This window comes from Bartonella rochalimae ATCC BAA-1498, assembly GCF_000706645.1.
GTDB lineage: Bacteria > Pseudomonadota > Alphaproteobacteria > Rhizobiales > Rhizobiaceae > Bartonella > Bartonella rochalimae.
Genome location: NZ_KL407337.1, coordinates 1,011,608 through 1,037,547, shown reverse-complemented (window position 1 = coordinate 1,037,547; position 25,940 = coordinate 1,011,608). Strand labels below are relative to the sequence as shown.

Genomic DNA, 25,940 nt, shown 5'->3' with positions numbered 1-25,940 from the left:
CTCTTGCTTCTTGATCAAAAACCGCATTATCTTTCATCCCCTTCCGCATCAACCTTCTTTACAGTTTCCCTCATCCATCTCTTGAGAAACTCAATACACAAAGGAATTATGGATCAAATAAAGCGCTCTTGCTTCTTAATCAAAAATCGCTTTTCTCTCTGTATTACACTGTTATATGTAACACAGTTTGACACTTTTCGATTTTAAAAAGCATAGAATATTTTTCTCTCTGACGGAAAAAGGAAGAAAAGAATTTTTTAAATATTCTACAGAAAAGCCCACAAACGAAGCCAAAATGAGAAGAAAATTCTCCACTCTGTTGTTCCCTTTCTGTTTTTTGCCTCTATCTTCTTTTCTTTTTATCCCTTCTCGGCATTTCATTCCTTTACCCAAAACTACTGACGGGTCTCTTTCAACCCTTTATTTGTTAATAACTTCCCGTATTATTAATGACCAAAACGGCACGCCGATTTTGGTTCCAACAAGAGATGTTATCACAAACTGCTACAGGTCTTTCTTTTCCGTAAGAGATCGTATTCATTCGTTGGGAAGAGACACCCAAAGAAATGAGGTGATCACGCACCGCAACAGCACGGCGTTGTCCAAGAGCTAAATTGTACTCACGTGTTCCGCGTTCATCGGCATGCCCCTCAATCGTAATAGAATAGTGCGGATAACGGAGCAACCATTCTGCTTGACGGGCTAAAATATATTCAGCATCCGATTCAATAGAAGAGGAATCCAAACTAAAAAAAACACGATCCCCAACATTAACAGTGAAGTCTTGTGACAAACCCGCCTGTGCATTATTATACCCAGACTGACCGAGAGAATTTGTTGCATCAATACTTTTTTTGCCACAACCGATCAAAGTTAATAACAAACAAAGAACTACCGCAAGTGGGTAGCGAACAATATTTCGAAGAGAGTTCATAAACCAGTTCTCCTTAATTTTTAGCATCATCATGAACAGAAAGAAATGAGATGACCACGCACCGCAATAGCACAGTATTATCTAAGAGCTAAATTGTATGCACATATTTCGCATTCATCAGCATGACCTTCAATCATAACAGAAGAGTACGGATAGCAACACGATCCCCAACATTAACAGTGAAGTCTTATGACAAATCCGCCTGGACACTCTTGTAACCAGAATGACCGGAAGAGTTTTCTGCACCCATATCTTGTCTCGTACAACCAATCAAAGTTAATAACAAACAAAAAACTATCACAAGTGGATAGCGAACAACATTTCGAAGAGAGTTCATAAACAGTGCTCCTTAATTTTTAGCATCATCATAAACAGATGCTTTTCTTTTCACAATCTTTCCGAAAATAAAAGTTTATCCTCTTTTATTTTCTCTTTTTTCTCCCCTCTTCCCACGTTTTCAGTGAATGTTTCGCCTCCTTTTCTTTCTAAAATGCTTTTTTTCAGTTTATCTAAGATTTTCTGCCTCATTTATACAGCTTTGCTTATTATTCTTGCTCTTCCTCTTGAGATTTTGTTTGCAGAGCGTTGAGTTTAGCAAACACAGTATCAGCATCGAGATTTTTGTCAAAAGTTTTTTCAAGTTCACTCTCATCAAGAGTAACATTTTCTGTCACCGATGTAGGGAGTAAAGTTTTGTCTCCCTCTATAGGGAGAGGAAGATTTTTTGCTGCTCGTTGCAATTCAAAATCCAAATCAATTTGCGAACATAACCCTAATCCTACCGGATCAAGAGGAACTAAATTATTACTGTTCCAATGGGTTCTATTACGAATTTGCTCGATCGTTCCTTTGGTTGTGCCAATCAATCGAGCGATTTGCACATCTTTTAATTCAGGATGATTGAGAATCAACCATAAGACACCATTCGGACGATCTTGACGTCGAGACAAAGGAATATAGCGTGCCCCTTTGCGTTTAACTTGAGGAACGCGCACTTTTGATTCAGAAATTTTCAATCGCGCTGTTGCATCTGCTTCAACACGTGCAATTTCACTCCGTGTTAACTGACCAGAACTAATAGGATCCAAACCTCTAATTCCGTGTGCAGCTTCACCATCAGCGATTGCTTTGACCTCCAACACATGCAATTGACAAAACTCCGCAATCTGATCAAAAGAAAGTGCTGTATTATCGACTAACCAAACAGCTGTTGCTTTAGGCATCAAAAGTTGCGTTGACATATTTATTATATCCTTTTATCGACCTCTTTTTGAGGCAAGTTATTGCCCACTCTGAAACTTTGGAGCGCTATGACCTTTCATCATAGAAGACTTTCACCCCTTCTAATAAGTCACTTAATGACTATGAAATCACGATCTTTATACCCTGATTTTTGCCCCACGACAAGAGATCTCTCTTATAACAATCATAATCAGAATGTCTTTACCTTTGAGGAGAATTTTTTTATAAAGGTTTTCTTTATTCTCTTTCATTCTTTTTATGATACATTTATTCTTCAAAGAGGAAATGTTTGATCATCCAAACAAAAAGGTAAGCCATGGCAGGCCATTCACAATTTAAAAATATTATGCACCGTAAAGGACGTCAAGATGCAATGCGTTCAAAAATATTTTCCAAACTTGCACGTGAAATTACGGTTGCAGCCAAACAAGGCTCTCCTGACCCAACAATGAATCCACGTTTAAGACTCGCGGTTCAAAATGCAAAAGCACAATCAATGCCGAAAGATAATATTGAACGCGCGATTAAAAAAGCTTCAGGGAGTGATGTCGAAAATTATGATGAAGTCCGCTATGAAGGATATGGTCCCGGCGGTGTGGCTGTTATTGTTGAAGCCTTAACCGATAACCGAAATCGTACGGCTTCAAATGTCCGTGCTGCTTTTACAAAATCAGGAGGCGCCTTAGGAGAAACAGGTTCCGTTAGCTTTATGTTTAATCGCATTGGTGAAATTATTTATAAATTTGAATCTGGCACCGCAGACACTATTATGGAAGCAGCCATTGAAGCAGGAGCTGAAGACGTACAATCGGAAGAAGAAGGAGGCCACCATATTTTCTGTGCCTTTGAGGATATCGGTGAAGTTTCGAAAATTCTTGAAACCACACTTGGCGAAGCAGAATCTATCAAAACCATTTGGAAAGCAACCACCCTAGCACCCATTGATGAAGAAAAAGCGCTTTCTGTTTTACGTTTAATTGCAACCTTAGAAGAAGATGACGATGTGCAGAATGTTTATGCCAATTTTGACGTTAGTGATGAAATTTTAGCAAAATTGTCGGCATAATCTTTTATTCCGTTCCTTATTGACGGAAATTTCATAGGCAAAACAAAAGAACGAAAAGGAAAAAAGAAGCAAACACCCTGTTTGAAAAAGAATCTTCACTCGTTAAGGAAGGATTTTTATTTGACCTCTTTAAATGCAGAGAGGCTTTTTTCTTTTATTTTCTAAAAACAGCATTGCCTTTGTTTTTCACACGCAGAATTTTCAGCACTTTTTCTTTATTCTAGAGTTTTTTATTTCTTTGTTCTATAACTTTTTTGATCGAGGATTAGGACTCTTGAGTTTTTCACTTATTTTTGGGATTCTTCAAAGATCTTTTACGCTTCTCTATCAAAATAAGGCTTTCTCCATCTAAAGCCTTCCCTTTTGACTTAAGCAATTAAATGCGTCCTATTTTTTCTTTGCAAAAAAAAACAGAGCTCTCTTTAAGAGCTCTTGCGAAACGCATACAATTTATACCGCATATTCCTGAAAATTTTAGAAGCCAAGGCCCCCAAAGCGATTTTTAAACTTAGAAACACGCCCATCACGATCGACAAATGTTTGCGACCCTCCAGTCCAAGCTGGATGGCTTATTGGATCAATATCCAAATTCAGGGTATCCCCTTCTTTGCCCCATGTTGAACGCGTCACATATTTGGTTCCATCAGTCATCACAACATTAATCATGTGGTAATCAGGGTGAATATTGGGTTTCATACGACAAACTTTCTATTTCCACACAACGAAATAGCACTTTATGTATTTTTTAAGTGCGCTCTCCTTGTCTTTTTGATACACTTATTTAATTAAAATTTCAATAGCTGAGCACACATGAAAAAACAAGTATTCAAAATGTTTGAATTTCTTAAAATTTTATTGTCAACCCAATTAAGATACAAAATCCCATGCAATTCCTGAATCTCTCAGAAAAATCTAAGAAGCCTTTTAAAGCGAAATATTCTTTTTCTTTATTGTCCAGTTTTATCCCTTATATAAAACGCTACAATTGGCTTATATTTTGCGCTTTTCTGTCTTTATTGGTTGCGGCTTTTGTCACTCTTGCGTTACCCGTTGCCATTCATCAAATGCTTGATCATGGTTTTTCGGCTCCAAGCAATGGCAAAATTCATTTCTATTTTGGTATTTTATTTATCTTAGCTTTCCTGCTTGCTCTGGCTTCCGCCATCCGTTACTATTGTGTCGTTACATTGGGTGAGCGATTTATTGCTGATTTACGGCGTGATGTTTTTCAGCATATTCTGCACCTTTCTCCTGATTTTTTTGATGATTCCCATTCAGGAGAAATTGTTTCACGCCTCTTAACGGATACAACCCAAATAAAATTAGCAGTAGGATCGACAACCTCGACAGCATTGCGTCATCTTATTGTTGTGATTGGAGCCATTGTCATGATGGTCATCACAAACGCTAAACTCTCCTTTTTAGTTTTGATTTCCATTCCCCTGATTGCAATTCCCCTGATTATTTTTGGACGCAAAGTACGCACACGCACACGCACAACACAAGACCGCTTGGCGGAAGCCAATGCTTTAGCCTCTGAACAGGTAAGCGCTATTCGCACGGTCCAAGCTTTTACAGCCGAAAAAGATATCTCTGAACGTTTTTCAATGTTAATTGAACGTGTTTTTCAAACTGCTCGTACTTCTGTGATTCTTCGTTCTTGCTTCACAGGCTTTATGATTTTTCTAGTCTTTAGTAGTATTGTCGCTATTTTATGGATTGGATCACAGGATATGTTGCATGGCACCATGACAAGCGGAACTCTCGGCCAATTTGTTCTCTATGCGGTTTTTGCAGCAACAACCTTTACACAATTATCCGAGATTGGTGCAGAATTAGTGCAAGCAGCAGGAGCAGCAGAACGTCTTGCCGAATTATTACAAAAGAAACCCACTATTACAACACCTGCATCTCCTTTATCGCGTGCCCTTCCCATTCAAGGATCTCTTATTTTTGATCGTGTTCATTTCAGCTACCCTTCCAGACCAGAAAAAAAGATTTTTCGTGATTTATCTTTTTCTATCAAAGCAGGAGAAACTGTTGCTTTTGTTGGCCATTCAGGTGCAGGGAAAAGTACTCTTTTTTCCCTTATTCTGCGTTTTTATGATCCTATTAGTGGTCAAATCAAGTTTGACGGCATTGACATTAACCGCCTTTCCCTTCACGATTTACGTTCTTCGATTTCCTATGTTCCTCAAGAAATCGATATTTTTGAAGGAACAATTCGCGAAAATATAGCCTTTGGTGCTCACAATCCTAATCAAGAACAAATTATTGCTGCAGCCCAAGCAGCCAATGCATCTGAATTTATCGACTCCTTACCAAAGGGTTTTGACACTCAAGTAGGTGAAAGAGGCATCACGCTTTCAGGAGGACAAAAACAACGCATTGGTCTTGCACGAGCGATCTTGAGAAATGCTCCTCTCCTATTATTGGATGAAGCAACATCAGCCTTAGATGCAACGAACGAAAAGCTGGTACAAAAAGCCTTAGATGAACTCATGAAAAATCGCACAACTTTGGTCATTGCTCACCGTTTAGCAACAGTCTTAAAAGCAGATCGTATTCTTGTAATGGATCAAGGCTCTATTGTTGAAGAAGGAACGCACACACAATTGATTGAGAAAAATGGAATTTATGCCCGTTTAGCTAAACTGCAATTTTCGCCTGAACAAACTTCACAAAAAATGAAACCAAACAAATCTCAAGAAAATAAAAAAAGAAAATCCTCAAAAAAATAAAGTCCAAAACCTCAAATCTAAAGAATATATGCCAACTGATTTGTGCTTCCCTTCAAACAACGCTGATCAATACTCAAACGAAAAAGAAAACCATCCCCATTTTTCTCGCCAGACATTTACTTTTCGTAAAGCCTCGCTTTTCTTTCTTCTGTAAAAGCTGCTTTCCTCTGTAAAAAGTTTGTATTTTATCACGTTCCTTTTTTGAGGATTTTTCGTAATTGGGTGTGAATAATCTCATTACCAGCAACAATATTTTTTTTATCAAAAATATCTTGCCCGCCGTCTTTATCGCTTACAAATCCACCTGCTTCACGAATCATCAAAAGTCCAGCGGCCATATCCCAAATCTGAAGATGATTTTCCCAAAAGCCATCGACCCTTCCAGCAGCCACATAAGCCAAATCAAGAGAAGCAGCGCCGAAACGACGAATTCCAGAAACTCCAGCCATTACATTGCGTAATTCCACCAAGTAATTTCCGTGATTTGGATATCCCAAATGAGGTACCCCTGTAGCGATGATACAATGTTCCAATTGGCGTCGTGCTGCGACACGACAACGGCGATCATTGAGAAAAGCCCCACAGCCACGTTCAGCAGTAAAGAGCTCATCAAGAATAGGATTATAAATAACACCAGCGACGATCTGCCCTTGACGTTCTAAAGCAATTGAAACAGCAAAAAAAGGAAGACCATGCAAAAAATTTGTTGTCCCATCCAAAGGATCAACAATGAAACGATGCTGAGAATCTTCTCCGATAATTTCCTGAGACTCTTCCATCAGAAAGCCAAATTTTGGTCTTGCTTTGCTCAATTCAGTAAAAATAATTTTCTCAGCTTTATAATCTGCTCGGCTTACATAATCTCCTGGGCCTTTCAAAGATACTTGCAGATTTTGAATTTCACCATAATCACGCACCAAAGAACGGCCTGCTTTTATAGCGGCCTGCACCATAATATGCATGATTGCAGAATGAGCCATCTCTTATCCTTTTTCATTTGCACGACGTACATAACTCAACTCATTGGTATCCACAACGATACGCTCTCCTGAATTAATGAAAGGAGGAACAAGAATACGAATTCCATTTTCAAGCACAGCTGGTTTGTAAGAAGAGGTAACGGTTTGTCCTTTGATTGCGGGATCGGCTTCAGCAATGGTTACAGTTACTTGATCGGGCAGAGATACCCCAATGGGTTTTTCTTGGTAGAGCTCTACAGTCACGGTCATTCCATCGTTTAAGAAAGCAGCACGCTCGCCGACGAAATCTTTTTGCAATTCGAGCTGTTCATAGGAAAGTGAATCCATGAAGACCAAAACATCCCCTTGCTGATAAAGGAAAGTAAAATCTTTTTGTTCGAGTCGCACTCTTTCAACGGTTTCAGCGGCACGAAATCGCTCATTCAGCTTTGTACCATCGATCACATTTTTCATTTCAACCTGATTAAATGCGCCTCCTTTTCCTGGTTTAACGGCATTACATTTCACAACTGCCCATAAACCTCCTTGATGTTCAATCACATTTCCAGGTCGAATTTCATTTCCATTAATTTTCATTGTTCATCTCCAATTTGATAAGAACAGAAGAGACCTCAAAACTTTAAACTTTCGTTTAAATGCCTTCTAAAAATTATTAGATCAATTTTTTTGCTTGTTGCACTGCTCTTTGTAATTGATCTCTATCCATCCTCTCAATCATGGTTTCAAGATCGGGAATTTTTGCTTTTTGAACTTTTGCAATCAAATACCACGCAGCAGCCATAATGAGATTCTCGGTTGTCCCAATCCCATCGCGATAAAGCTTTGCCAAATTGACCTGTGCGACCACAATATTTTTATGTGCACTGTCCAAAAATAAATTAAAAGCACGTTGAAAATCGTTTTCTCCTCCACGTCCCTGCAACAACCATTGTGCCAAAATAACTTGAGCCATTAAATGTTTATTTTGTGCTGCAACTTCCAAAAGTCTGCGCGCATTATCATCATTTTTGGGGATTGTAAAAGTGCCTACAGAAAGAATTTTCGCAGCAGCAAAAGCTGCTTCAGGATCTCCAAGAGAAGCACCTTTTAAGAACCATATTAACGCTTGTTCTATGCTCTCATTTTCTCGACTTTTTACATCACTCTCTTTTACATCTTCCTCCTCGGATGCTTTGTTTTCGTGCAAGGCTCTATAAAGGTGAATTTGCCCAGCATAAAAATAAGCTTCTCTAACACCAGCATGCATTGCTTTTTGAATGAATTCTTCGGCAAGATTTATATTTTTTTCGATGAATTTTCCATCAAACAACATCAAACCATAACGGAGCTGTGCTTGTGGTTCTCCTTGATTTGCAGCGCGTTCAAACCACAAAGCGGACTGTTTCCCATCAACAGGTCCGATACATCCTTCCATATACATTCGCCCTAACAAAGTCTGAGCAATTGGATCATTGTGTTCGGCACGCATGAGCGCGGCACGAAAAGCTTTTACATAATACCCTTTGGTGTAATAATCATAGGCTTCATCATATTGACCGGCTTCTAAAGGCATCACAATTTTTTGAGCCTCTTGAATATTTTGAGAGATATCTACAATTTGCCCTCCCTGTTGAGCCTGTGAAGAACTTCCAAAAGCCATCACAAATGCGATTGTTCCCAGAATAAATACCCTGTAAAATTTATTCATGACTTTTCCCTCTCCGTCCGTAGAAGAACATTTTGACATTTTTCTTTTATCATATCAAGCACCCTCAAAGGATCATCCTGCATAAAAATCATTTCTTCCACGGCAATAAATTCACAAGCGGTTTCCAAAGTTTCATCAAAAAATGCATATTCACTCCCCGCTTGAATAATGGCGGGCGTGTTCATAATCTCTGCCCACCATTGTGCCAGCTGAATATTTCGAGGATGGGCACGAGGTTTTTTGTCGGCACCTAATTTTCCAAAGAAAAGATAATCAACGCCTGTTTCAGCGATAACCATTGCAGAGTGGCGATTCTGAAAATTTCCACAACCAATTATTTTTTTTTCTTTTTTCAAGTTTTCGATAACTTGGGAAAGATTAAAATGGCTTTCTAAATGCAAACCATCCGCCTTGATCCGGCCGACAACACGACTTTGCTCAGCAATAATCAAAGCTGCGCCATTCTGCTGAATATCATGAGCATAGAGGTGTCCACTCTTTTGCAAATGCTCTTCCCCCATTTTTTCCCCTTGCGAATCATACAAAATAACGCAAACAAAAGATTGCGTTTGCAAAATCTGACGAAATAAAACAGGATTGAGTGTACGACGGACATCGACTGTCAAAATCAACTGAGGAGAAAGACATTGCACAATTGGTTCACTTTTTTGTTTTGTCATCCTGCATCTTTCAACATTGCATTGCACGACTCACACTTAAAAACCATTTTATGGTCATGCGCTTTTAAAAACAGACTCTTTATTTGATACCTTAAGGGCCCCTTCATGACATATTCTAGAACGTCTTCTCATCATAATTTACAGATTCCCCGTGATACACGGATTGATGTTTGTCGTTCTTTAGCGCTGTTGACAATTTTCATCAACCATATTCCTGGTACATTTTATGAACATCTCACCCATAAAAACTTTGGTTTTTCTGATTCAGCAGAAATATTTGTCCTTCTTTCAGGCGTTTCACTTGGACTTAGCTTTCATGCGCGTTGGTATAAGTTACCTTTTTCTTCTCTGATGAGCAAACTTTGGAGAAGAGCTTTTCACCTTTATAAAGCATATCTCTTTACTACTTTTGTCACCTTAGGCCTTTTTTGGGGAGCTTTTTCCCTGTGGCATTTAGAGAAATTCACCTCTATGAATAACGTAGGATTATTTTTTACAGACCCTTTTCTGGCATTTTTGAGTATTTTAAGCTTTGGTCATCAACTTGGCTATAACAATATTCTTTCGCTTTACGTTGTTTTCATGATTTTCGGGCCTTTTATGCTTTATTTGAGCTGTCGGCACAAGGGGCTTCTTCTTTTCACCTCCTTCACACTTTATGTTCTCTGTGGCCTTTATAGAATTGCGCCTCCTTCTTATCCTCTTCAAGGGCAATGGTTTTTAAATCCTCTTTCATGGCAATTTCTCTTTGTTATTGGCCTCACAACGACTCTCTTTCTCAAAGAGAAGAAATCGATTCCCTTTCGCCCTTTTTTGTTGACATTCTCTATCATCTATCTTGTTTTTTCTCTGTTATGGGTACGCTTAAATTGGTGGGGAAGCTTTAGTTGGCTTAGTTGGTCTTCCCCTTTGATTAATTTCAATAAAACTTTTTTAAGCCTCCCACGTCTGTTGCATATTCTTTCTTTATCTTCTTTGCTTATTTGTCTTCCTTGGATACATCAAAAGCTTCATGTCTCAACACGACATCCCTTAGCGATTTTAGGAAAACAGAGCTTACCGGTTTTTGTAACTGGAACTCTTTTTGCTATGTGCGGACAGATTTTAAAAACGGCAATGAACAGTACATTTATATGGGATAGTTTTTTGATCATGAGTGGCCTCTGTCTTCAATTTATGATCGCTTATTATTATGAAAACAAAAATGCGTATTCCACTTCACTGTAAAAAAAAACGGAGAAACCTTTCTCCTTCAAGTTCATTAACCTTAGCCTAAAAAGGACATTGCACAATAATGCTAAAAAAGGTATTTATTACCCTTCAGGAGGCATTTGAAAAAAGAAATTTCTGTAGTGTTATTTTTTAAATGTTCCCAAAATTGTTCTAGTTTTGGAGTATAGTAGGTGGTGAACGTACATGAGCGTCCACACAATCAAGCCATTGTCATGATTGAACACAATGCCTTTGAGAACGTGTTTAATCGTCTTTATGAAGAAACAATGGCCCTGATTGAAGAGACAGCAACTTATATTGATACAGAAGGTCGCTTAATTGCCCGCGATCTTTCGGTAGAGCTCTCTGAAATTTATGGGAAAGAAGCAATGTATTTGAGTACACGTTTAATGCAAATTGCTTCTCAGCTTTTATTAATTCGAGCCGAGCGTGAAGGGGAAATGTCGCCGGAACAAATTCAAAAAGAGATCGCAAAAGTCTCTCTTTCCACCCCATCCCTTGAATCAAAATCTGCACACTGGAAAGAATTGCCAGAAGTTTTTCGTCACTTTGTCAAACGCTCGCTTCGATTAGAAAAAAGAATGCAGCATATGAACTATGATAAAAAACACACTTCTTTACAGACTGTATCTCAAAACAATCCAGTCAATAAACAACTTCAATTGCTTAAAACAGCTTTTCAGCGCCTTTAAGCACTTTCACCCTTAATGCCCTCTTAAACTTTCTTCTTCTATTTTTCTCTATAAAGGCCTTTAAAAAGAAAAAACAATTTTTTAAGGTTATATTTTTGTCTTTTTTTTTCAAATATTTTTGAACTTTCTTTACTTTATATTTTCTTCTTTTGTTCTATTCGTTAACTCCATCTATTAAAATACTAAGAAATCAAATAAACTGGATTTTATGGTAGACACGATTCGCATCATAGGAATTGATCCTGGACTTCGACGTACAGGATGGGGAGTGATTGACCTATGCGGCAATCATCTCCATTTTGTAGCATCGGGAACACTTCACTCTAATGCGCAGAATGACCTTGCTTCTAGACTATGTGAACTTTATGAAGGGCTTTCAAAAGTTGTCCATCAATTTATGCCCCATGAAGCAGCTGTTGAACATGTTTTTGTCAATAAAAATGCTGCGACCACTTTAAAACTTGGTCAAGCCCGTGCCATTGCACTCCTTGTTCCTGCTCAAGAAGGTCTTCCTATTTCCGAATATGCTCCGAATAAAGTCAAAAAATCAGTTATTGGTGTGGGACATGGAGAGAAAGAGCAAATTCACATGATGGTGAAAATTCTTCTCCCTCGAGCTGAATTTGATAGCAGTGATGCAGCCGATGCCCTAGCCCTTGCTATTTGCCATAGTGCTCACCACACAAATCCTTCTTACCGCCTAAAGGCAAGCGCATGATTGGGAAACGCAACACACCCCTAGCCCTTGCCATTTGCCACAGCGCTCAACACACACATTCTTCTGACCCCTCTACAGGCAAGCGCAGGATTGGAAAACGCAATACGCCCCTAGCCCTTGCCATTTGCCATAGTTCTCAACACACAAGTCCCTCTAACCGTTTAAAGGCAAGCGCATGATTGGGAAACTCAAAGGCATTCTTGAACATATTTTTAGCGATCACATTATTCTCGATGTGCAGGGTGTTGGATATATTATTTTTATCCCTAACCGCCTTCACTCTTCTTTACCAGCCATAGGTGAAAGTCTCAGTTTATTCATCGAAACCCATGTCCGTGAAGAAGCGATTCGGCTTTTTGGCTTTGCAACAAAATCTGAACAAGAATGGTTTTGCCTTTTACAAAATGTCCCGGGTGTTGGCGCAAAAGTTGCATTGGCAATTTTAGGATCCTTATCCGTTAATGAGCTCACCCAAGCAATTACCCTCAACGATATTGCGACGATCAGTCGTACTCCAGGCGTTGGCAAAAAAGTCAGCGAAAGAATTGTAAGCGAACTCAAAAACAAAACGCTTCAATTTTCTAAAGAAGACAATAAGAATCTTGCTTTCTCGTCTTCTTTGACTTTTTCTTCAGAAGAGGAGTATCAGCCAACCAACGATGCTTTATTAGCGTTAATCAAGCTTGGTTTTGATCATGAAAAAGCGGCCACAGCTTTAGCTTCGGCCGTTTCTGCTCTTAAAGGAGAAACGATTTCCTCAGCACTTCTTGTGCGCCATAGTCTCAAACTTCTTTCCTCACAAAATCAAGGGAACAATGCATAATGCATAAAGATGATTCTCACCGCCTTCTCGGATCTATCCCTCTTCCTAACGATCCGGATCGCTCCTTAAGGCCTCAAACCCTAGATGATTTTATTGGTCAAGAAGCTGCCCGTGCGAATTTAAAAATTTTTATTGAAGCAGCGCGGACACGACATGAAGCCTTAGATCATGTCTTATTTGTTGGACCTCCTGGTTTAGGAAAAACAACACTTTCACAAATTATGGCAAAGGAATTAGGTGTTAATTTTCGTTCGACTTCAGGACCTGTCATTGCCAAAGCAGGTGATTTGGCAGCTCTTTTAACCAATCTAGAAGAGCGAGATGTTCTTTTTATTGATGAAATTCATCGTTTAAACCCGGCTATCGAAGAGATTTTATATCCGGCCATGGAAGATTATCAACTTGATCTTATCATTGGTGAAGGTCCTGCGGCTCGTTCAGTCAAAATTGACTTAGCTAAATTTACCTTAGTTGCAGCAACAACACGTTTAGGATTACTGACCACCCCTTTACGGGATCGTTTTGGCATTCCCATCCGATTAAATTTTTATACCATAGAGGAATTAGAATACATTGTTCAACGCAATGCGCGTCTTTTTTCAGTTCAGATCAGTGATGATGGTGCTCATGAGATTGCGCGCCGTTCCCGTGGGACCCCCAGAATTGCAGGGCGTCTTTTACGACGTGTCTGTGATTTTGCTTTAGTCAAAAAGGCTGAAAAAATTGATCATACAATTGCTGATGCAGCTCTTTCACGTCTTGAAGTTGATCATCTTGGCCTTGATCCTTTAGACCGCCGTTATCTCATCCTCATTGCGCAAACTTTTTTAGGAGGGCCGGTTGGGATTGAAACAATTGCTGCGGCTCTTTCAGAACCGCGTGATGCAATTGAAGATATTATCGAACCTTACTTGCTTCAACAAGGCTTTATTCAACGAACAGCACGTGGGAGGATTTTAACAGAAAAAGCCTGGACACATTTAAGACTTTGTCCTCCCACAACAGCAGAATCAATCAAAAAGGTTTCTTCATCAACGAAGACGTCTTCTCAATCTTCTCTGTGGGAGCAAGACAATGAATAAAACCACACCTTTAACACAATCACCTTCTTCCTCTTCTCATACTCTTCAAGCACGAATTTATGTGGCTGATACGGATTTTTCCGGTGTTGTTTATCATGCACGTTACCTTGAGTTTTTAGAAAGAGGACGTTCAGAATTTCTGCGTGATATGGGATTTAACAACAATGAATTACTCTCGGATAGCCAAGGGGAGAAATTATTTTTCGTCGTCCGTCATATGGACATCACCTTTTCCAAACCAGCCACGCTTGATGATCTTTTGACTATCAAAACATCCCTGCAAAGCATTCAAGGGGCGCGCTTTTTTATGAATCAGATCATTTTGCGCAATGAAATGACCTTAATTAAAGCAAAAGTTGAAATTGCCCTCATTAATCAAGAAGCAAAACCGCGCCGTTTACCTAAGAATCTCTCCTCTGCTCTTTTAAAAAGCAATCTTGGATCAGAAGTCCTTAAAGGGTAAACTGCTCTTGGAAGAAAATAAAGAAACTTTTTAGACATTTTTGTTAAAAAAACGCAACTTTGTTTTGTCAAATTTAGAAACTATAAAACAATATGCTGTAATGGACTGTAAAGAAATGAATCTTTCATTGAAGAGGTTAAAAGATCATGGCACAAGTAGAATTTGCAAGTCCAGAAACAATAGGAATATTAAGCCTATTTATGCAAGCCAATTGGATTGTAAAAGCTGTTATGCTTGGGTTAATCTTTGCCTCTATATGGAGCTGGGCTATTATTTTTGATAAGATCGTTTCTTATCGACGAATACGGCGTGATATCCACCATTTTGAGCGAAATTTTTGGTCAGGACAATCTTTAGACGACCTTTACAGCACCTATAAAAGTCAACGAAATAATAGTATGTCAATTGTTTTTCTTGCCGCAATGACGGAATGGAAAAAGTCACTCTCAAAAGGATTGCCCACACCCTTAAGCCTCCAATCTAGAATTGATAAAGCAATGGATCTAACCTTAGGCCGTGAAAGTGTAAAAATAGAATCACGATTAGGCTTTTTAGCAACTCTCGGATCTGCAGGTCCTTTCATTGGTTTATTTGGAACCGTTGTTGGAATTATGAATTCGTTTCTTTCTATTTCTGCCTCTCAAAATACATCGCTAGCAATTGTAGCTCCAGGCATTGCAGAAGCACTTTTAGCCACTGCCATTGGTTTGTTTGCGGCCATTCCCGCTGTTATTGCTTACAATAAATTGACAAGTGAAAGTGGGCAGATTATAGCAAAAATAGAAAATTTTGCTGATGAATTTTCGACAATTTTGTCACGGCGAATTGATGAAACAACATCCAACAATTCATCCTTATAAAGAGGTGTGCTATGGGACTATCTGTTGCTTCTTCCGCTCACAAAACGACACGTAGACGGCACCGTTCACGCACTTCTTTAATGAGCGAAATTAACGTTACACCTTTTGTCGATGTTATTCTCGTTTTACTGATTATTTTTATGGTATCCGCTCCTCTTTTGGTAAACGGTGTTCCTCTTGATCTCCCCCACAGCCAAGCAGGACCCGTGCAAATGGAAAGCACCCCCTTAACGGTTTCGCTTGATGCCCAAGGGCGTTTAGCTATCAATCAAAACTACTACGATACAAAAGAAGCTTTGATTGATCACCTCAAAGCCCTCTTAGCCGAGGATCCTAAGCAAAAGAACAAACGTATTTTTGTCCGTGCCGCCAAAACTGTTGAATATCAACAAGTTTTGCAACTTTTAGCACATATTCAAAAAGCAGGTTTTTCGCAGGTTGCTTTGGCCAGTTTAGGACAATAAAATTCTCTATAAACTGTTGCATTATCTATCTCAAAACTCCTTGCAAGAGTAAAAAACAAAACAGCAAGGCATACAAATGGAAAAAGGCTCTCATCACGGCATGAAGAAAAGTTTAACTTTATCATTTGCACTGCATTTCATTCTTTTCAGCTGGGGAATAATACACTTCACTCCCTCTTCTCCTTTCATGCAACACCCCTTAGAAATGGCTCCGATTACTTTATCTTCTCTTGACCAAGAGCTTGCTGTTCAAGAGGGCTCATCGAACGCTCCTCCTCTTGAAGACTCTGCTCCCAAACCAACGACGCAACCACAAGAAAAAGAAGATGCGCGTCATTTTGGTGAAGGAACGATGGATCTTCAAGCGCCCTTTCAGCCAAAAGAAAAAGTGCAATCTATGGATGCAACACCTTCTTCTTTTGGACAACAAGATGCATCGGATATCCCTAAAACATCCCTAAAAACGCAAAATTTGACAACAAAAGAAACAGAAGCCTTATTCCACCCAGTACCAGAACTGACAAAAAATGAAGTGAAAACACTGCCACAAGAACCGGAATCAACAGACCAAACAGTTCCTCCTACAGCTTTAGAACAAACAAAGCCCGAAGATCCTCTTGAGAAAATACTAGAAGAACTTACTGAGGAAAGCCCTCATGAATCAACACCAACAATGACGCTTCCAGACACTATTCCTGTCCCATCGTTTAAACCAAAGGAAAAGCCGGTTGACTCTTCTCATCTTCAAAAGGCACAAAAATCTCCTCCCAAAGGAGAACAAACGATTGAAGACATTTTAGCAATGGAAAAAACACAGCTTATTAATCGTGCAAAAACCCAAGGGGGAGGTGCAAAACGTTCCAACAAACCAGAAGCTTTAGGTGCGCAAAAAAATATTGGTGATTCCGAAAAAAAAGCACAAACACTCGTTAATATTGTAGGCACCTGTATTCAACAAAAGCTCAAACTTGTTGCTATCGGAGGGAAGTTGAACAATCGCCCTGTTGTGCGTTTACAATTTTATTTAAATAATAATGGAAATGTGATAGGCGAACCAAAGATCGATCCTCTCAAAGGTGAAGAAAGTCAGCTTGCTATCATGACACAACAAGTTTATGCTGCTGTTTTTTCGTGCCAACCCTATGAAAATCTTCCCCGTGATCAATATAATTTATGGGGACAAGGCTTTGATTTTAATGTTGATCCTTTTCAAGAAACAGCACCATAAAACAACAGTTTTGATATAAAGAAAGGATGAAGACCACATGACTGTGATAAAACGTATAATTTCTTCCTTGTTTTTTTTCAGTGTATATTTATGGTTTTCCGGTTTTTCATCTTCATATGCACAGCTGAAAGGCACGATTGCAAAGGCTGATTTTAACCCCATTCCCATTGCCGTCGCGGATTTTGTTTCTCACGATTCATTAGGCATTAAAATTGCAGCTGTCGTTGCAGCAGATCTCGAAAGATCAGGCCTTTTTTTTCCCCTGCAGAAATCTTCTTTTCCTGAAATAACACCTAATCCCGATCAACAACCAAACTTTCCTGATTGGAAAAAAATAAACGCTCAAGGATTAGTCACAGGAAAAATTTATAGAGAAACAGATGGACGGCTTAAAGTTGATTTCCGTTTATGGGACGTTGCAGGCAAGCGACAAATCAAAGGACAACGCTTTTATACAGCAACGGAACGCTGGCGCCGTGTTGCCCATATGATTGCAGATGAAATTTATAGCCAAATGACAGGTGAAAAGGGCTATTTTGATACCCGCATTGTCTTTATTGATGAAACAGGACCACAGAATGCGCGTATCAAACGTTTAGCAATTATGGATCAAGATGGAGCAAATTTAATCTATCTTTCCGATGGCAGTGAACTTATCCTTACGCCACGTTTTTCTCCTAAGCGACAAGAAATCACTTATATGGCTTATGGGAAAAACAAAACACCTCATGTTTATCTCCAGCAAATGGAAGTAGGACAAAGAGAATTGATTGGAAGTTTTGATAACATGACCATTGCTCCCCGCTTTTCTCCGAATGGACAAAAGGTGATTATGAGTTTGTTACAAAACAATGGAAGTGCTAATTTATATACGATGGATTTACGCACACGGAAAATGACCCGTTTAACAGCAACCCAAGCGATTGATACATCAGCCTCTTATTCACCAGATGGCACTAAAATTGTTTTTTCCTCTGATCGGAATGGAAAACCACAAATTTATACGATGAACGTAGACGGCAGTGATCTCCAACGTATTTCTTCTAATGAAGGAAGCTATTCCACACCTATTTGGTCTCCGCGCGGGGATTATATTGCGTTCACAAAACAATTTCAGGGTCAATTTTCCATTGGCGTGATGCATCCTGATGGAAAAGGCGAGCGCATTTTAACAACAGGTTTCCATAATGAAGGTCCTACATGGGCACCCAATGGCCGAGTACTGATGTTCTTTCGTCAAAATCCAGGAGAAGGCTCAAAAATTTACACAATTGATATTACCGGACGCAATGAACGCCTCTTGCCCACTCCAAATGATGCCTCTGACCCAGCATGGTCTCCTCTCCTCAATATGCAATAAAAAGGATAAAGGACAAATAAAGAGACTATTCTCTTTTAAATAAACTCTCAAAACTACTCTTACGGTCTGCAGCCTTCTCTTTATACACAACGGATTGTATCAGTGCTGTTTCGGTCAGACAAATTCCCCCGATCAATACTGCTCAAACCACGAAGAAGGGTATTTACTAAAGAATACACCCCTTGAGAAGAAGGAAAAATTATACATCTAAAACCCCTGTCTATCATTTCCATCATAAAGGACAGGGATTGAAGACAATCTAAAATTTGTTTTTATCTTCTCCTTTATTTTTCATTATGCACAAGACTGTTCTTGTTCTTTTGTCCACTGTCCTAAAGCCGCCAAATGGTTCATGCGCGCACGATGATAAAAAGCCTTTTGTGCCGCAGCGCTTTGTTCGGCTTTTCCACCCCATGCTTTCAAAGCTGCAGCTTGTAGCGCACGTCCATAAGAAAAAGTCAATTTCCAAGGCAATAAACCAAAACTATTCATAGCAGACAAATGCGCTGTTGCTTCTTCATCGGATTGCCCTCCAGAAAGGAAAGCAATTCCTGGAACAGCAGCAGGAACAGTTTGTTTTAGAACACGAACTGTCTTTTCAGCGACTTCATCAACGGAAGCCTTGCGTGCATCCTTGCCATCAATAACCATATTAGGTTTTAAAATCATGCCTTCCAAAAGAACACGTGCTTGAAATAATTCTTCAAAGACTCTTTTTAAAACTGTTTGTGTTACTTCAAAACAGCGAGCAATTGAATGCTGACGCGACGGACCATCCATCAAAACTTCAGGCTCCACAATTGGCACGAGTCCAACTTCCTGACACAAAGCAGCATAGCGTGCCAAAGCTTGAGCATTTTGATTGATTGCACCCCTTGTTGGCAAAGAATGTTCATCAATTGCAATCACCGCACGCCACTTAGCAAAACGCGCACCCAACGCATAATAATCCTTCAATCGCTCACGCAGACCATCCAATCCTTCTGTAATTGTTTCCTGAGGAAAAGCAGACAAAGGCTTAGCCCCTGTATCAACTTTAATGCCTGGCACAGCACCAGTATGACGAATGAGATCTGTTAACATTTGCCCTGTTGATGCTTTTTGACGAATTGTTTCATCAAATAAAATCACACCAGAAATAGCCATTTCCATTGCTTCTTTTGCTGAAAACAACATTTCACGATAAGCCCGACGATTTTCTTCGGTAGATTCGACACCAATGGTTTGGAATCGTTTTCCAATCGTTGCTGTACTTTCATCGGCTGCTAAAATGCCTTTTCCCGGACGAACCAGAGAAACTGCAATATCTTCAAGACGCTCACTCATAATCAAGCTCCTCTTTTTCCACGCTATAAAATCAATAACCGATCAGCCCATTTGCTGAAGTCATCGGATGCTTTTCCCTTCATACATGCTGAAGAGCGAGAATTCCAGGAAGACCTTTCCCTTCCATCCATTCTAAAAACGCCCCACCTGCTGTTGAAAGATAGGTAAAATCATTGGCAACACCTGCGTGATTTAACGCAAAAACTGTATCTCCTCCTCCAGCAATGGATACCAATTGTCCCTGCTGACTGCGTTCTGCAACATACCGTGCAACTGTCACCGTTCCCTGATCGAAGGGAGACATTTCAAAAACACCAAGTGGACCATTCCAGACAAGCGTTTTTGCCTTATCAATTGCTGCTTGAATATGTGCAATAGAACGAGGACCAATATCCAAGATCATTCCTTCTTCAGGAATATCCTCAAGAGCATAACACTGATGCGGTGTTTCTTTTGCGAAATGAAATCCAACAATGACATCCAAAGGTAAAAGGAGTGTACAGTGATTTTTCTGTGCTTTCTCAATGATTTCTTTTATTGTTGTCATCAGCGTTTTTTCACACAATGATTGACCAACAGAAACACCTTGTGCTGCTAGAAAACTATTGGCCATACCACCGCCAATAACCAAATAATCAACCTTTTCAACCAAATGATTAAGAACAAAAAGCTTACTAGAAACCTTAGCCCCTCCAACAACCGCTACCACTGGGTGCATCGGACGATCCAAACCCTTTTCTAATGCCCGCAATTCTTTCTGCAACGCCCTCCCTGCGTAAGAAGGTAAGAGATGTGTAATCCCTTCTACTGAAGCATGAGCACGATGAGAAACAGAAAAAGCGTCATTCACATAAAGGTCCCCATTGTGCGCTAAAGCTTGAGCAAAAGAAGGATCATTCTTTTCTTCTCCCGGATAAAACCGCACATTTTCAAGCAAAAGAATTTGCCCCTCTTGTACTGTATTGACTGCTTTTTGAGCGACCTCCCCTATACAATCACTTGCAAATAAAACCGACTGATTTATGATTTTTTCGAGCACCTCAACGACAGAACGCACGGTAAATTCTGGAACAACTTGTCCTTTGGGACGACCACAATGAGACAGGATAATAACCTTAGCCCCACGCTTTTGAAGTTCAACAAGTGTGTCTTTATGGCCTTCAATCCGGGTTGCATCACACACTTTCCCGTTCAATATAGGGACATTAAAATCCACCCGCACCAGCACGCGTTTTCCTGTTACATCAACATCATCGAGTGTTTGAAATTCCATAACTGTTTTCTCTTCTTCTTTATCCTTGAAAACACTCTTCTTTCCTTTGGCGTGCACTTTTAGCTCACTGTTCATCAGTTCTTTATATATTCAAAGCCTTCATAGCACTCCTTCACCATTTTTCTTGCGCTAAAATATTTTTTGATGCTCCTCAAAAACATCAGATTTTTTTCAAAACACCCTCTTTTTTATGCGACAACAAGGATCAAAAATCCTTCTTTCACAATGTTTTGGCAAAAGCAACAGCCGTATCACTCATCCGATTTGAAAAACCCCACTCATTGTCGTACCAAACCAAAACGCGACACAATGTTCCATCAATCACTTTGGTTTGATCATTCTGAAAAATTGCTGAATGTGGATCATGATTAAAGTCACTACTCACAAGTTTTTCCTCTGTATAATCCAAAATTCCTTTTAGAGATTCTTCAGCAGCCATCCGAATAGCCGCATTAATTTCTTCAACAGTCGTAGAACGCTTAGCAGTAAACGTTAAATCCACAACAGAAACATTGGGTGTTGGAACCCGCAGTGACACACCATCTAACAAACCATTTAGTTCTGGTAAAACTAATCCCACTGCTTTAGCAGCTCCTGTTGATGTGGGAATCATAGAAAGAGCTGCAGCACGCGAACGATAAAGATCTTTATGCATTGTATCTAAAACAGGCTGATCACCGGTATAGGAATGAATCGTTGTCATAAACCCTTTTTCGATTCCAATTGCTTGATGGAGCACTTGTGCAACGGGAGCCAAGCAATTCGTTGTACAAGAAGCATTCGAAACAACACGATGCTCTTTGCTCAATGCCTGATGATTGACTCCATACACTACGGTTAAATCAGCCCCTTCAGAAGGTGCAGAAACCAAAACACGCTTTGCCCCTGCATCTAAATGAAGACACGCCTTATCACGCGCTGTAAAACGCCCCGTACATTCGAGAACAATATCAATATCTAAAGACTTCCACGGCAATTGTGCCGGATCACGTTCAGCGATCACTTTAATCGCACCACATCCAACATCCAAACTATCCCCCACCACCTTCACAGGAGCAGGAAAACGCCCATGAACGGAATCGTAGCGCAATAAGTGCGCATTTGCTTCCACCGATCCTAAATCATTAAGCGCCACAATCTGAATATCTTGGCGTTTTTTTTCAACGACAGCCCGTAAAATATTACGTCCAATCCGTCCAAATCCATTAATTGCAACGCGAACACTCATATCATCACTTCCTTATTAATCTCTTCAAGTTTTTCTTTAACAATTGCCACTACAGCCTCACAGGTAATGCCAAAATGCCCATAGAGGGCATCACCTGGCCCACTGACTCCAAATCCCTCCATTCCAACAAAGACTCCATCACAGCCAATAAAGCGCTCCCACCCTTGTTGAATAGCTGCTTCAACAGCAATTTTAATTGGAGCATCACCAATGAGTGCCTTTTGATACGCAGCAGATTGTTGTGCAAATAATTCAAAGCAAGGGACAGAAACCACCCGTGTTGGAATCCCACTTTCTTCTAAAACAGAGTGCGCTTTGACAACAATATGCACCTCTGAACCAGAAGCAAAGAGTGTAACTTGAGCATCATCACTGGCTGTTAATAATTCATATGCCCCAAACATACAGAGATTTTCTTTTATATATTCTTGACGGACAAGAGGTAAATTTTGCCGACTTAAAGCCAAAGTAGAAGGTGTTTTTCTTGATTTTAAAGCCAATTGCCAACATTCGAGTGTTTCAACAGCATCCGCTGGCCGAAAAACAAAATGATTCGGTAACGCACGTAATGTTGCTAAATGTTCTACTGGCTGATGGGTAGGACCATCCTCACCCAAACCAATTGAATCGTGGGTCATGACATAAATAACCCGCAATCCCATAAGAGACGACAGGCGCATTGCAGGACGCATATAGTCTGAAAAACATAAAAAGGTCCCACCATAAGGAATAAAACCACCATAAAGTGCAAGACCATTCATCATCGCACCCATAGCATGTTCACGAATTCCATAATGGAGGTAGCGTCCTGAAAAATCCTCTGCAGAGATAGCTTTCATCTGACTTGTTTTGGTATTATTAGATCCAGTAAGATCAGCAGAACCACCAATTGTTTCCTCAACAACCTCATTGATAACTTCGAGCGCCATTTCAGAGGCCTTACGGGTTGCAACAGCAGGGCATTCAACAGTCAATTTTTGTTTATAAGCATCAACAGCATTTTCAAAATTTCCGATTAGATCACCACGCATCAATCGCTCAAACTCAACCCGCTCTGCAACAGATAAAGCAAGAAATTTCTCTTCCCATTTTTTTCGTTTTTTTGCAGCATTCAAACCAGCCAAACGCCAACTATCAAGAATATCAGCCGGCACAACGAAGGGTTCTTCTTCCCACCCCAAAGCTTTACGGGTTGCATCAATTTCTTCTGCTCCTAAAGGAGAGCCATGAACCTTATTCGTTCCACCTTTATTAGGCGCTCCAAAACCAATCGTTGTTTTACAAGCAATTAACGTCGGTTTACAAGAAGCTTGTGCCGCTTCAATAGCCCGCGTTAAAGCAGCCTGGTTGTGCCCATTCACTTTGATAGTATTCCAGCCAGATGCTTTAAAACGCGCTATTTGATCTGTACTATCGGTTAATGAAATAGCCCCATCGATCGAAATATCGTTATCATCCCAAAACACAATCAGCTTATTGAGTTTTAAATGTCCTGCTAAGGTTATCGCTTCTTGAGAAATCCCTTCCATTAAACACCCATCTCCCACAAGAGCATAAGTATAATGGCAAATTAACTCCCCAAAACGGGCATTGAGCAAGCGTTCTCCCAATGCCATTCCGACAGCATTCGCAAGCCCCTGACCGAGAGGACCAGTTGTTGTTTCAACCCCAGCGACATGTCCATATTCTGGATGACCGGCGAGCTTAGATCCTATTTGGCGAAAATTGCGCAAATCCTCACAAGAGACATCCTCGTAACCAGAAAGATACAAGAGAGCATACAGTAACATTGACCCATGCCCTGCAGATAAAACAAAGCGATCACGGTTAGGCCAATGTGGATTTTTAGGATCATAGGCTAAAAATTTTGTGTAAAGAACAGTAACAATATCCGCAGCTCCCATTGGTAAACCGGGATGACCAGAATGAGCAGCTTCAATTGCATCAATAGCAAGAAAACGAATGGCATGGGCCATTTGATTTTGTTGTTCGTTATTTGTCATAAATAATAGACCACTTTTTTGTAAAATTTACTTTTATCTTAATCATTCTTTATGCCGTTCTTATGCCGGTTAATTCTTAAAATACGCGCACACTTTGCACCTATACCTCATATCAACTAAAAGAACATCCTTCCTTATCATCCTTATGCACACCACACTTCTGCCTATAATGTCAAATAATCCAGTTTTTAATTCACATCAATCTTCTGCTTTGCTTGCTAAAATAGCCTATATCTTTAAAAATGAAAAAGATGCAAAAAGAATATAAGTGATTCGTTTTTGCATAAATGACTGTTAAGGAATGCACTCATTATGAATCAAGAGACTGTTATTTTACCACAAGCTCTAGAACAATTGGAAAAAGCACTCAGAAATTTAGAAGTTGCTGTTATCAATCACAATACTATTATTGATAAAAGCAACGAATGGGAAGAAGAAATTCAACGAATGAATGCGGATCGTAGTCGTCTTGCTCAAGAACTTGATAAATCCGAAGCGCAGACGGAACGATTGACCATAATCAACAAGGACGTTTCTAAACGTCTGATTAAAGTTATGGAAACAATTCGTGTTGTAGTTGATCGATAAAGGTTTAAAAAATGGAAACCGTTTCTGTCACGATTGATGGCAAAACTTACCGTATGGCCTGCGATGCAGGGCAAGAAGAATATCTCATTCAGCTCGCTGCTAAATTGGATCAATATATTGCACATCTTAAAAAAAACTTTGGGGAAATTGGTGATCAGCGTCTCTCCCTTATGGCCGGTATTATGATCATAGATGAAATGGAAGAAATAAAACGAGAAAATAAAAAATTACAAGAAAGTTATAAAGCTCTTCTCGAAGAAAATAAGAAAAAAGACTGTATGATGGATAAAATTATAACAGAAACAACGAAAAGAATTGAAAAGATCACCTATCAATTACTCAAAGACAATAAAGAGGAATCTTCTCTACAGGAATAAAACAAAATATATGCTTATCTGGATCCTTAAACGACCGTACTAACACATAAACAAAGGACCCAGTGAGCCTCCTCTCAACCAAGAGAAAAGACTTTATTTCCTTTAACACTCTTTCATATTTAAGAATTAAGCTTTTTATCGTAGCTTTAAAAAGTTTGTCATTCATGAAAACAGATCCAAATATCAGCAAGAAAAAAGCGACTGACACTTTATGCAACGATATATTTTATGATGAAGATGACGGTTTTGAAGGTGCAAGTGTAGGAACAGGAATAGATACAGGTGAAGAAAGAGGCTCAGCAGAAGGGACAAACAGGGGCACAGATGTAGCCGCCTTAGATGGTGAAGCGTTAGATATAGGGGTGGGTTTGAGTACACTTGAATCGTGCGATACAGGCTTATCGGTCAGCTGCACCATCCAATTGGTTTGATCACCGGTATCAATTTCTTCAAACTCAGCTCTTTGAAACCCTCTTACAAAACAATTATGAATACCTTCAATCGTAAATTGGCTATCTTGGACACACATCATAACTTTCCCTACCCCACTCCCTTTTTTTCGCGTGTTTTCGAAATATAAATAATAAAATCGTGATGCAAGGGGGCCATCGATCAAAGTTTTACACTCTGTTGTTGGAACAATCCACCAACCTTCAGTAACCCAATTTGAAACTGTACGATAGCCAATAGCAATACCGACAGACTCTTGCGTTGTATTACAAACGCGAAAATCAGCTTTCGCACACTCAAAAGCAGAGAAGAAAAAAAGAATATTGAAGAACAAAACTCTAAACTCTTTTAGCACAGTCCTTGCTCCTTATCTTCGTTTTAAAATTCATAAGTTCACTTTCACAAGGCAAATATTGAAAATAAAATATCCATTTTTCTCTTT

28 protein-coding genes and 1 pseudogene are annotated in these 25,940 nt (G+C 39.6%); 15 read left to right on the top strand and 14 right to left on the bottom strand.

Annotation, left to right across the window (positions count from 1 at the left end; translation table 11 throughout):
• Positions 1-427 precede the first annotated feature (427 nt).
• The 4 genes from pal to O99_RS04425 all read right to left on the bottom strand — a co-directional run bounded on the left by pal (position 428) and on the right by O99_RS04425 (position 2,175).
• Entirely contained in the window at positions 428-934 is a 507-nt protein-coding gene (gene pal, locus O99_RS04430; protein WP_035006564.1) for a peptidoglycan-associated lipoprotein Pal, read from the bottom strand.
• A gap of 187 nt (positions 935-1,121) precedes the next feature.
• Complete coding sequence (locus tag O99_RS06845) at positions 1,122-1,271, bottom strand: hypothetical protein (protein ID WP_153300836.1); 150 nt, start codon at positions 1,269-1,271, stop codon at positions 1,122-1,124.
• 50 nt (positions 1,272-1,321) lie between these two features.
• Positions 1,322-1,462: a hypothetical protein gene (locus tag O99_RS06970; protein ID WP_210164648.1), complete on the bottom strand. Its 141-nt coding sequence runs from the start codon at positions 1,460-1,462 to the stop codon at positions 1,322-1,324.
• 17 nt (positions 1,463-1,479) lie between these two features.
• A complete protein-coding gene (locus O99_RS04425) occupies positions 1,480-2,175 on the bottom strand; it encodes a DUF1013 domain-containing protein (protein ID WP_035006563.1) in 696 nt (231 codons plus the stop codon).
• 317 nt (positions 2,176-2,492) lie between these two features.
• On the opposite strand from O99_RS04425, the gene O99_RS04420 reads away from it, so the two are divergent.
• A complete protein-coding gene (locus O99_RS04420) occupies positions 2,493-3,242 on the top strand; it encodes a YebC/PmpR family DNA-binding transcriptional regulator (protein ID WP_035006562.1) in 750 nt (249 codons plus the stop codon).
• Positions 3,243-3,716: 474 nt separating this feature from the next.
• Here the strand turns inward: O99_RS04420 and rpmE are convergent, their stop codons facing one another.
• Positions 3,717-3,938 carry a 50S ribosomal protein L31 gene (gene rpmE / locus O99_RS04415; protein WP_035006561.1) on the bottom strand — a complete coding sequence of 74 codons (222 nt, stop codon included), beginning with the start codon at positions 3,936-3,938 and terminating at the stop codon, positions 3,717-3,719.
• Between the two features lie 188 nt (positions 3,939-4,126).
• Here rpmE and O99_RS04410 point away from each other — a divergent pair, with 188 nt between their 5' ends.
• Positions 4,127-5,983 (top strand): ABC transporter transmembrane domain-containing protein, encoded by a 1,857-nt coding sequence (locus O99_RS04410; protein WP_051668862.1) that lies wholly within the window; start codon positions 4,127-4,129, stop codon positions 5,981-5,983.
• A gap of 188 nt (positions 5,984-6,171) precedes the next feature.
• On the opposite strand, the gene O99_RS04405 is transcribed toward O99_RS04410, so the two are convergent.
• The 4 genes from O99_RS04405 to O99_RS04390 all read right to left on the bottom strand — a co-directional run bounded on the left by O99_RS04405 (position 6,172) and on the right by O99_RS04390 (position 9,330).
• Entirely contained in the window at positions 6,172-6,963 is a 792-nt protein-coding gene (locus O99_RS04405) for an inositol monophosphatase family protein (RefSeq protein WP_035006560.1), read from the bottom strand.
• 3 nt (positions 6,964-6,966) lie between these two features.
• Complete coding sequence (gene efp, locus O99_RS04400; protein WP_035006559.1) at positions 6,967-7,539, bottom strand: elongation factor P; 573 nt, start codon at positions 7,537-7,539, stop codon at positions 6,967-6,969.
• Between the two features lie 76 nt (positions 7,540-7,615).
• Complete coding sequence (locus O99_RS04395; protein ID WP_035006558.1) at positions 7,616-8,650, bottom strand: tetratricopeptide repeat protein; 1,035 nt, start codon at positions 8,648-8,650, stop codon at positions 7,616-7,618.
• Positions 8,647-9,330: a thiamine phosphate synthase gene (locus O99_RS04390; protein ID WP_035006557.1), complete on the bottom strand. Its 684-nt coding sequence runs from the start codon at positions 9,328-9,330 to the stop codon at positions 8,647-8,649. Before O99_RS04390 ends, O99_RS04395 begins: the two co-directional genes overlap by 4 nt.
• 105 nt (positions 9,331-9,435) lie before the next feature.
• Here O99_RS04390 and O99_RS04385 point away from each other — a divergent pair, with 105 nt between their 5' ends.
• The 11 genes from O99_RS04385 (at position 9,436) to tolB (ending at position 18,253) form a co-directional block, all read left to right on the top strand.
• Positions 9,436-10,557 (top strand): OpgC family protein, encoded by a 1,122-nt coding sequence (locus tag O99_RS04385; protein WP_035006556.1) that lies wholly within the window; start codon positions 9,436-9,438, stop codon positions 10,555-10,557.
• Positions 10,558-10,736: 179 nt separating this feature from the next.
• On the top strand, positions 10,737-11,255 hold the full coding sequence (locus tag O99_RS04380) for a DUF1465 family protein (RefSeq protein WP_035006785.1): 519 nt from the start codon (positions 10,737-10,739) through the stop codon (positions 11,253-11,255).
• 208 nt (positions 11,256-11,463) lie between these two features.
• On the top strand, positions 11,464-11,973 hold the full coding sequence (gene ruvC, locus O99_RS04375) for a crossover junction endodeoxyribonuclease RuvC (protein ID WP_035006555.1): 510 nt from the start codon (positions 11,464-11,466) through the stop codon (positions 11,971-11,973).
• Positions 11,970-12,152 carry a hypothetical protein gene (locus O99_RS04370; RefSeq protein ID WP_035006554.1) on the top strand — a complete coding sequence of 61 codons (183 nt, stop codon included), beginning with the start codon at positions 11,970-11,972 and terminating at the stop codon, positions 12,150-12,152. Before ruvC ends, O99_RS04370 begins: the two co-directional genes overlap by 4 nt.
• Positions 12,149-12,796 (top strand): Holliday junction branch migration protein RuvA, encoded by a 648-nt coding sequence (ruvA, locus tag O99_RS04365; protein WP_035006553.1) that lies wholly within the window; start codon positions 12,149-12,151, stop codon positions 12,794-12,796. Before O99_RS04370 ends, ruvA begins: the two co-directional genes overlap by 4 nt.
• Positions 12,796-13,878 (top strand): Holliday junction branch migration DNA helicase RuvB, encoded by a 1,083-nt coding sequence (ruvB, locus tag O99_RS04360; protein WP_035006552.1) that lies wholly within the window; start codon positions 12,796-12,798, stop codon positions 13,876-13,878. The genes ruvA and ruvB overlap by 1 nt, the downstream gene beginning before the upstream one ends.
• On the top strand, positions 13,871-14,341 hold the full coding sequence (ybgC, locus tag O99_RS04355) for a tol-pal system-associated acyl-CoA thioesterase (protein ID WP_051668860.1): 471 nt from the start codon (positions 13,871-13,873) through the stop codon (positions 14,339-14,341). Before ruvB ends, ybgC begins: the two co-directional genes overlap by 8 nt.
• 146 nt (positions 14,342-14,487) lie before the next feature.
• Positions 14,488-15,201 (top strand): protein TolQ, encoded by a 714-nt coding sequence (tolQ, locus tag O99_RS04350; RefSeq protein ID WP_035006551.1) that lies wholly within the window; start codon positions 14,488-14,490, stop codon positions 15,199-15,201.
• 11 nt (positions 15,202-15,212) lie between these two features.
• Complete coding sequence (gene tolR / locus O99_RS04345; protein WP_035006550.1) at positions 15,213-15,665, top strand: protein TolR; 453 nt, start codon at positions 15,213-15,215, stop codon at positions 15,663-15,665.
• A 76-nt stretch (positions 15,666-15,741) separates the two neighbouring features.
• Positions 15,742-16,893: a hypothetical protein gene (locus O99_RS04340; protein ID WP_035006549.1), complete on the top strand. Its 1,152-nt coding sequence runs from the start codon at positions 15,742-15,744 to the stop codon at positions 16,891-16,893.
• Between the two features lie 37 nt (positions 16,894-16,930).
• Positions 16,931-18,253 carry a Tol-Pal system beta propeller repeat protein TolB gene (tolB, locus tag O99_RS04335; RefSeq protein WP_035006548.1) on the top strand — a complete coding sequence of 441 codons (1,323 nt, stop codon included), beginning with the start codon at positions 16,931-16,933 and terminating at the stop codon, positions 18,251-18,253.
• Positions 18,254-18,547: 294 nt separating this feature from the next.
• On the opposite strand, the gene O99_RS04330 is transcribed toward tolB, so the two are convergent.
• The 4 genes from O99_RS04330 to tkt all read right to left on the bottom strand — a co-directional run bounded on the left by O99_RS04330 (position 18,548) and on the right by tkt (position 24,083).
• Positions 18,548-19,579 (bottom strand): class I fructose-bisphosphate aldolase, encoded by a 1,032-nt coding sequence (locus O99_RS04330; RefSeq protein ID WP_035006547.1) that lies wholly within the window; start codon positions 19,577-19,579, stop codon positions 18,548-18,550.
• A 79-nt stretch (positions 19,580-19,658) separates the two neighbouring features.
• Entirely contained in the window at positions 19,659-20,852 is a 1,194-nt protein-coding gene (locus tag O99_RS04325) for a phosphoglycerate kinase (RefSeq protein ID WP_035006782.1), read from the bottom strand.
• 220 nt (positions 20,853-21,072) lie between these two features.
• Positions 21,073-22,080: a type I glyceraldehyde-3-phosphate dehydrogenase gene (gene gap / locus O99_RS04320; RefSeq protein ID WP_035006546.1), complete on the bottom strand. Its 1,008-nt coding sequence runs from the start codon at positions 22,078-22,080 to the stop codon at positions 21,073-21,075.
• On the bottom strand, positions 22,077-24,083 hold the full coding sequence (gene tkt, locus O99_RS04315) for a transketolase (protein ID WP_035006544.1): 2,007 nt from the start codon (positions 24,081-24,083) through the stop codon (positions 22,077-22,079). The genes gap and tkt overlap by 4 nt, the downstream gene beginning before the upstream one ends.
• Positions 24,084-24,395: 312 nt before the next feature.
• Between tkt and O99_RS04310 the strand changes: the two genes are divergently transcribed.
• Both O99_RS04310 and O99_RS04305 read left to right on the top strand, forming a co-directional pair.
• Positions 24,396-24,671 carry a DUF4164 domain-containing protein gene (locus O99_RS04310; RefSeq protein ID WP_035006542.1) on the top strand — a complete coding sequence of 92 codons (276 nt, stop codon included), beginning with the start codon at positions 24,396-24,398 and terminating at the stop codon, positions 24,669-24,671.
• A gap of 11 nt (positions 24,672-24,682) precedes the next feature.
• Positions 24,683-25,048 (top strand): cell division protein ZapA, encoded by a 366-nt coding sequence (locus O99_RS04305; RefSeq protein ID WP_035006540.1) that lies wholly within the window; start codon positions 24,683-24,685, stop codon positions 25,046-25,048.
• Between the two features lie 340 nt (positions 25,049-25,388).
• On the opposite strand, the pseudogene O99_RS04300 reads toward O99_RS04305, so the two are convergent.
• A pseudogene (locus O99_RS04300) lies at positions 25,389-25,853 on the bottom strand (DUF1036 domain-containing protein); the annotation flags it as partial.
• Positions 25,854-25,940: the final 87 nt, after the last annotated feature.

Coding starts and splice junctions, on each gene's coding strand:
- pal (WP_035006564.1), bottom strand. CDS start 934: ATGAACTCTCTTCGAAATATTGTTCGCTACCCACTTGCGGTAGTTCTT.
- O99_RS06845 (WP_153300836.1), bottom strand. CDS start 1,271: ATGAACTCTCTTCGAAATGTTGTTCGCTATCCACTTGTGATAGTTTTT.
- O99_RS06970 (WP_210164648.1), bottom strand. CDS start 1,462: ATGAGGCAGAAAATCTTAGATAAACTGAAAAAAAGCATTTTAGAAAGA.
- O99_RS04425 (WP_035006563.1), bottom strand. CDS start 2,175: ATGTCAACGCAACTTTTGATGCCTAAAGCAACAGCTGTTTGGTTAGTC.
- O99_RS04420 (WP_035006562.1), top strand. CDS start 2,493: ATGGCAGGCCATTCACAATTTAAAAATATTATGCACCGTAAAGGACGT.
- rpmE (WP_035006561.1), bottom strand. CDS start 3,938: ATGAAACCCAATATTCACCCTGATTACCACATGATTAATGTTGTGATG.
- O99_RS04410 (WP_051668862.1), top strand. CDS start 4,127: ATGCAATTCCTGAATCTCTCAGAAAAATCTAAGAAGCCTTTTAAAGCG.
- O99_RS04405 (WP_035006560.1), bottom strand. CDS start 6,963: ATGGCTCATTCTGCAATCATGCATATTATGGTGCAGGCCGCTATAAAA.
- efp (WP_035006559.1), bottom strand. CDS start 7,539: ATGAAAATTAATGGAAATGAAATTCGACCTGGAAATGTGATTGAACAT.
- O99_RS04395 (WP_035006558.1), bottom strand. CDS start 8,650: ATGAATAAATTTTACAGGGTATTTATTCTGGGAACAATCGCATTTGTG.
- O99_RS04390 (WP_035006557.1), bottom strand. CDS start 9,330: ATGACAAAACAAAAAAGTGAACCAATTGTGCAATGTCTTTCTCCTCAG.
- O99_RS04385 (WP_035006556.1), top strand. CDS start 9,436: ATGACATATTCTAGAACGTCTTCTCATCATAATTTACAGATTCCCCGT.
- ruvC (WP_035006555.1), top strand. CDS start 11,464: ATGGTAGACACGATTCGCATCATAGGAATTGATCCTGGACTTCGACGT.
- O99_RS04370 (WP_035006554.1), top strand. CDS start 11,970: ATGATTGGGAAACGCAACACACCCCTAGCCCTTGCCATTTGCCACAGC.
- ruvA (WP_035006553.1), top strand. CDS start 12,149: ATGATTGGGAAACTCAAAGGCATTCTTGAACATATTTTTAGCGATCAC.
- ruvB (WP_035006552.1), top strand. CDS start 12,796: ATGCATAAAGATGATTCTCACCGCCTTCTCGGATCTATCCCTCTTCCT.
- ybgC (WP_051668860.1), top strand. CDS start 13,871: ATGAATAAAACCACACCTTTAACACAATCACCTTCTTCCTCTTCTCAT.
- tolQ (WP_035006551.1), top strand. CDS start 14,488: ATGGCACAAGTAGAATTTGCAAGTCCAGAAACAATAGGAATATTAAGC.
- tolR (WP_035006550.1), top strand. CDS start 15,213: ATGGGACTATCTGTTGCTTCTTCCGCTCACAAAACGACACGTAGACGG.
- O99_RS04340 (WP_035006549.1), top strand. CDS start 15,742: ATGGAAAAAGGCTCTCATCACGGCATGAAGAAAAGTTTAACTTTATCA.
- tolB (WP_035006548.1), top strand. CDS start 16,931: ATGACTGTGATAAAACGTATAATTTCTTCCTTGTTTTTTTTCAGTGTA.
- O99_RS04330 (WP_035006547.1), bottom strand. CDS start 19,579: ATGAGTGAGCGTCTTGAAGATATTGCAGTTTCTCTGGTTCGTCCGGGA.
- O99_RS04325 (WP_035006782.1), bottom strand. CDS start 20,852: ATGGAATTTCAAACACTCGATGATGTTGATGTAACAGGAAAACGCGTG.
- gap (WP_035006546.1), bottom strand. CDS start 22,080: ATGAGTGTTCGCGTTGCAATTAATGGATTTGGACGGATTGGACGTAAT.
- tkt (WP_035006544.1), bottom strand. CDS start 24,083: ATGACAAATAACGAACAACAAAATCAAATGGCCCATGCCATTCGTTTT.
- O99_RS04310 (WP_035006542.1), top strand. CDS start 24,396: ATGAATCAAGAGACTGTTATTTTACCACAAGCTCTAGAACAATTGGAA.
- O99_RS04305 (WP_035006540.1), top strand. CDS start 24,683: ATGGAAACCGTTTCTGTCACGATTGATGGCAAAACTTACCGTATGGCC.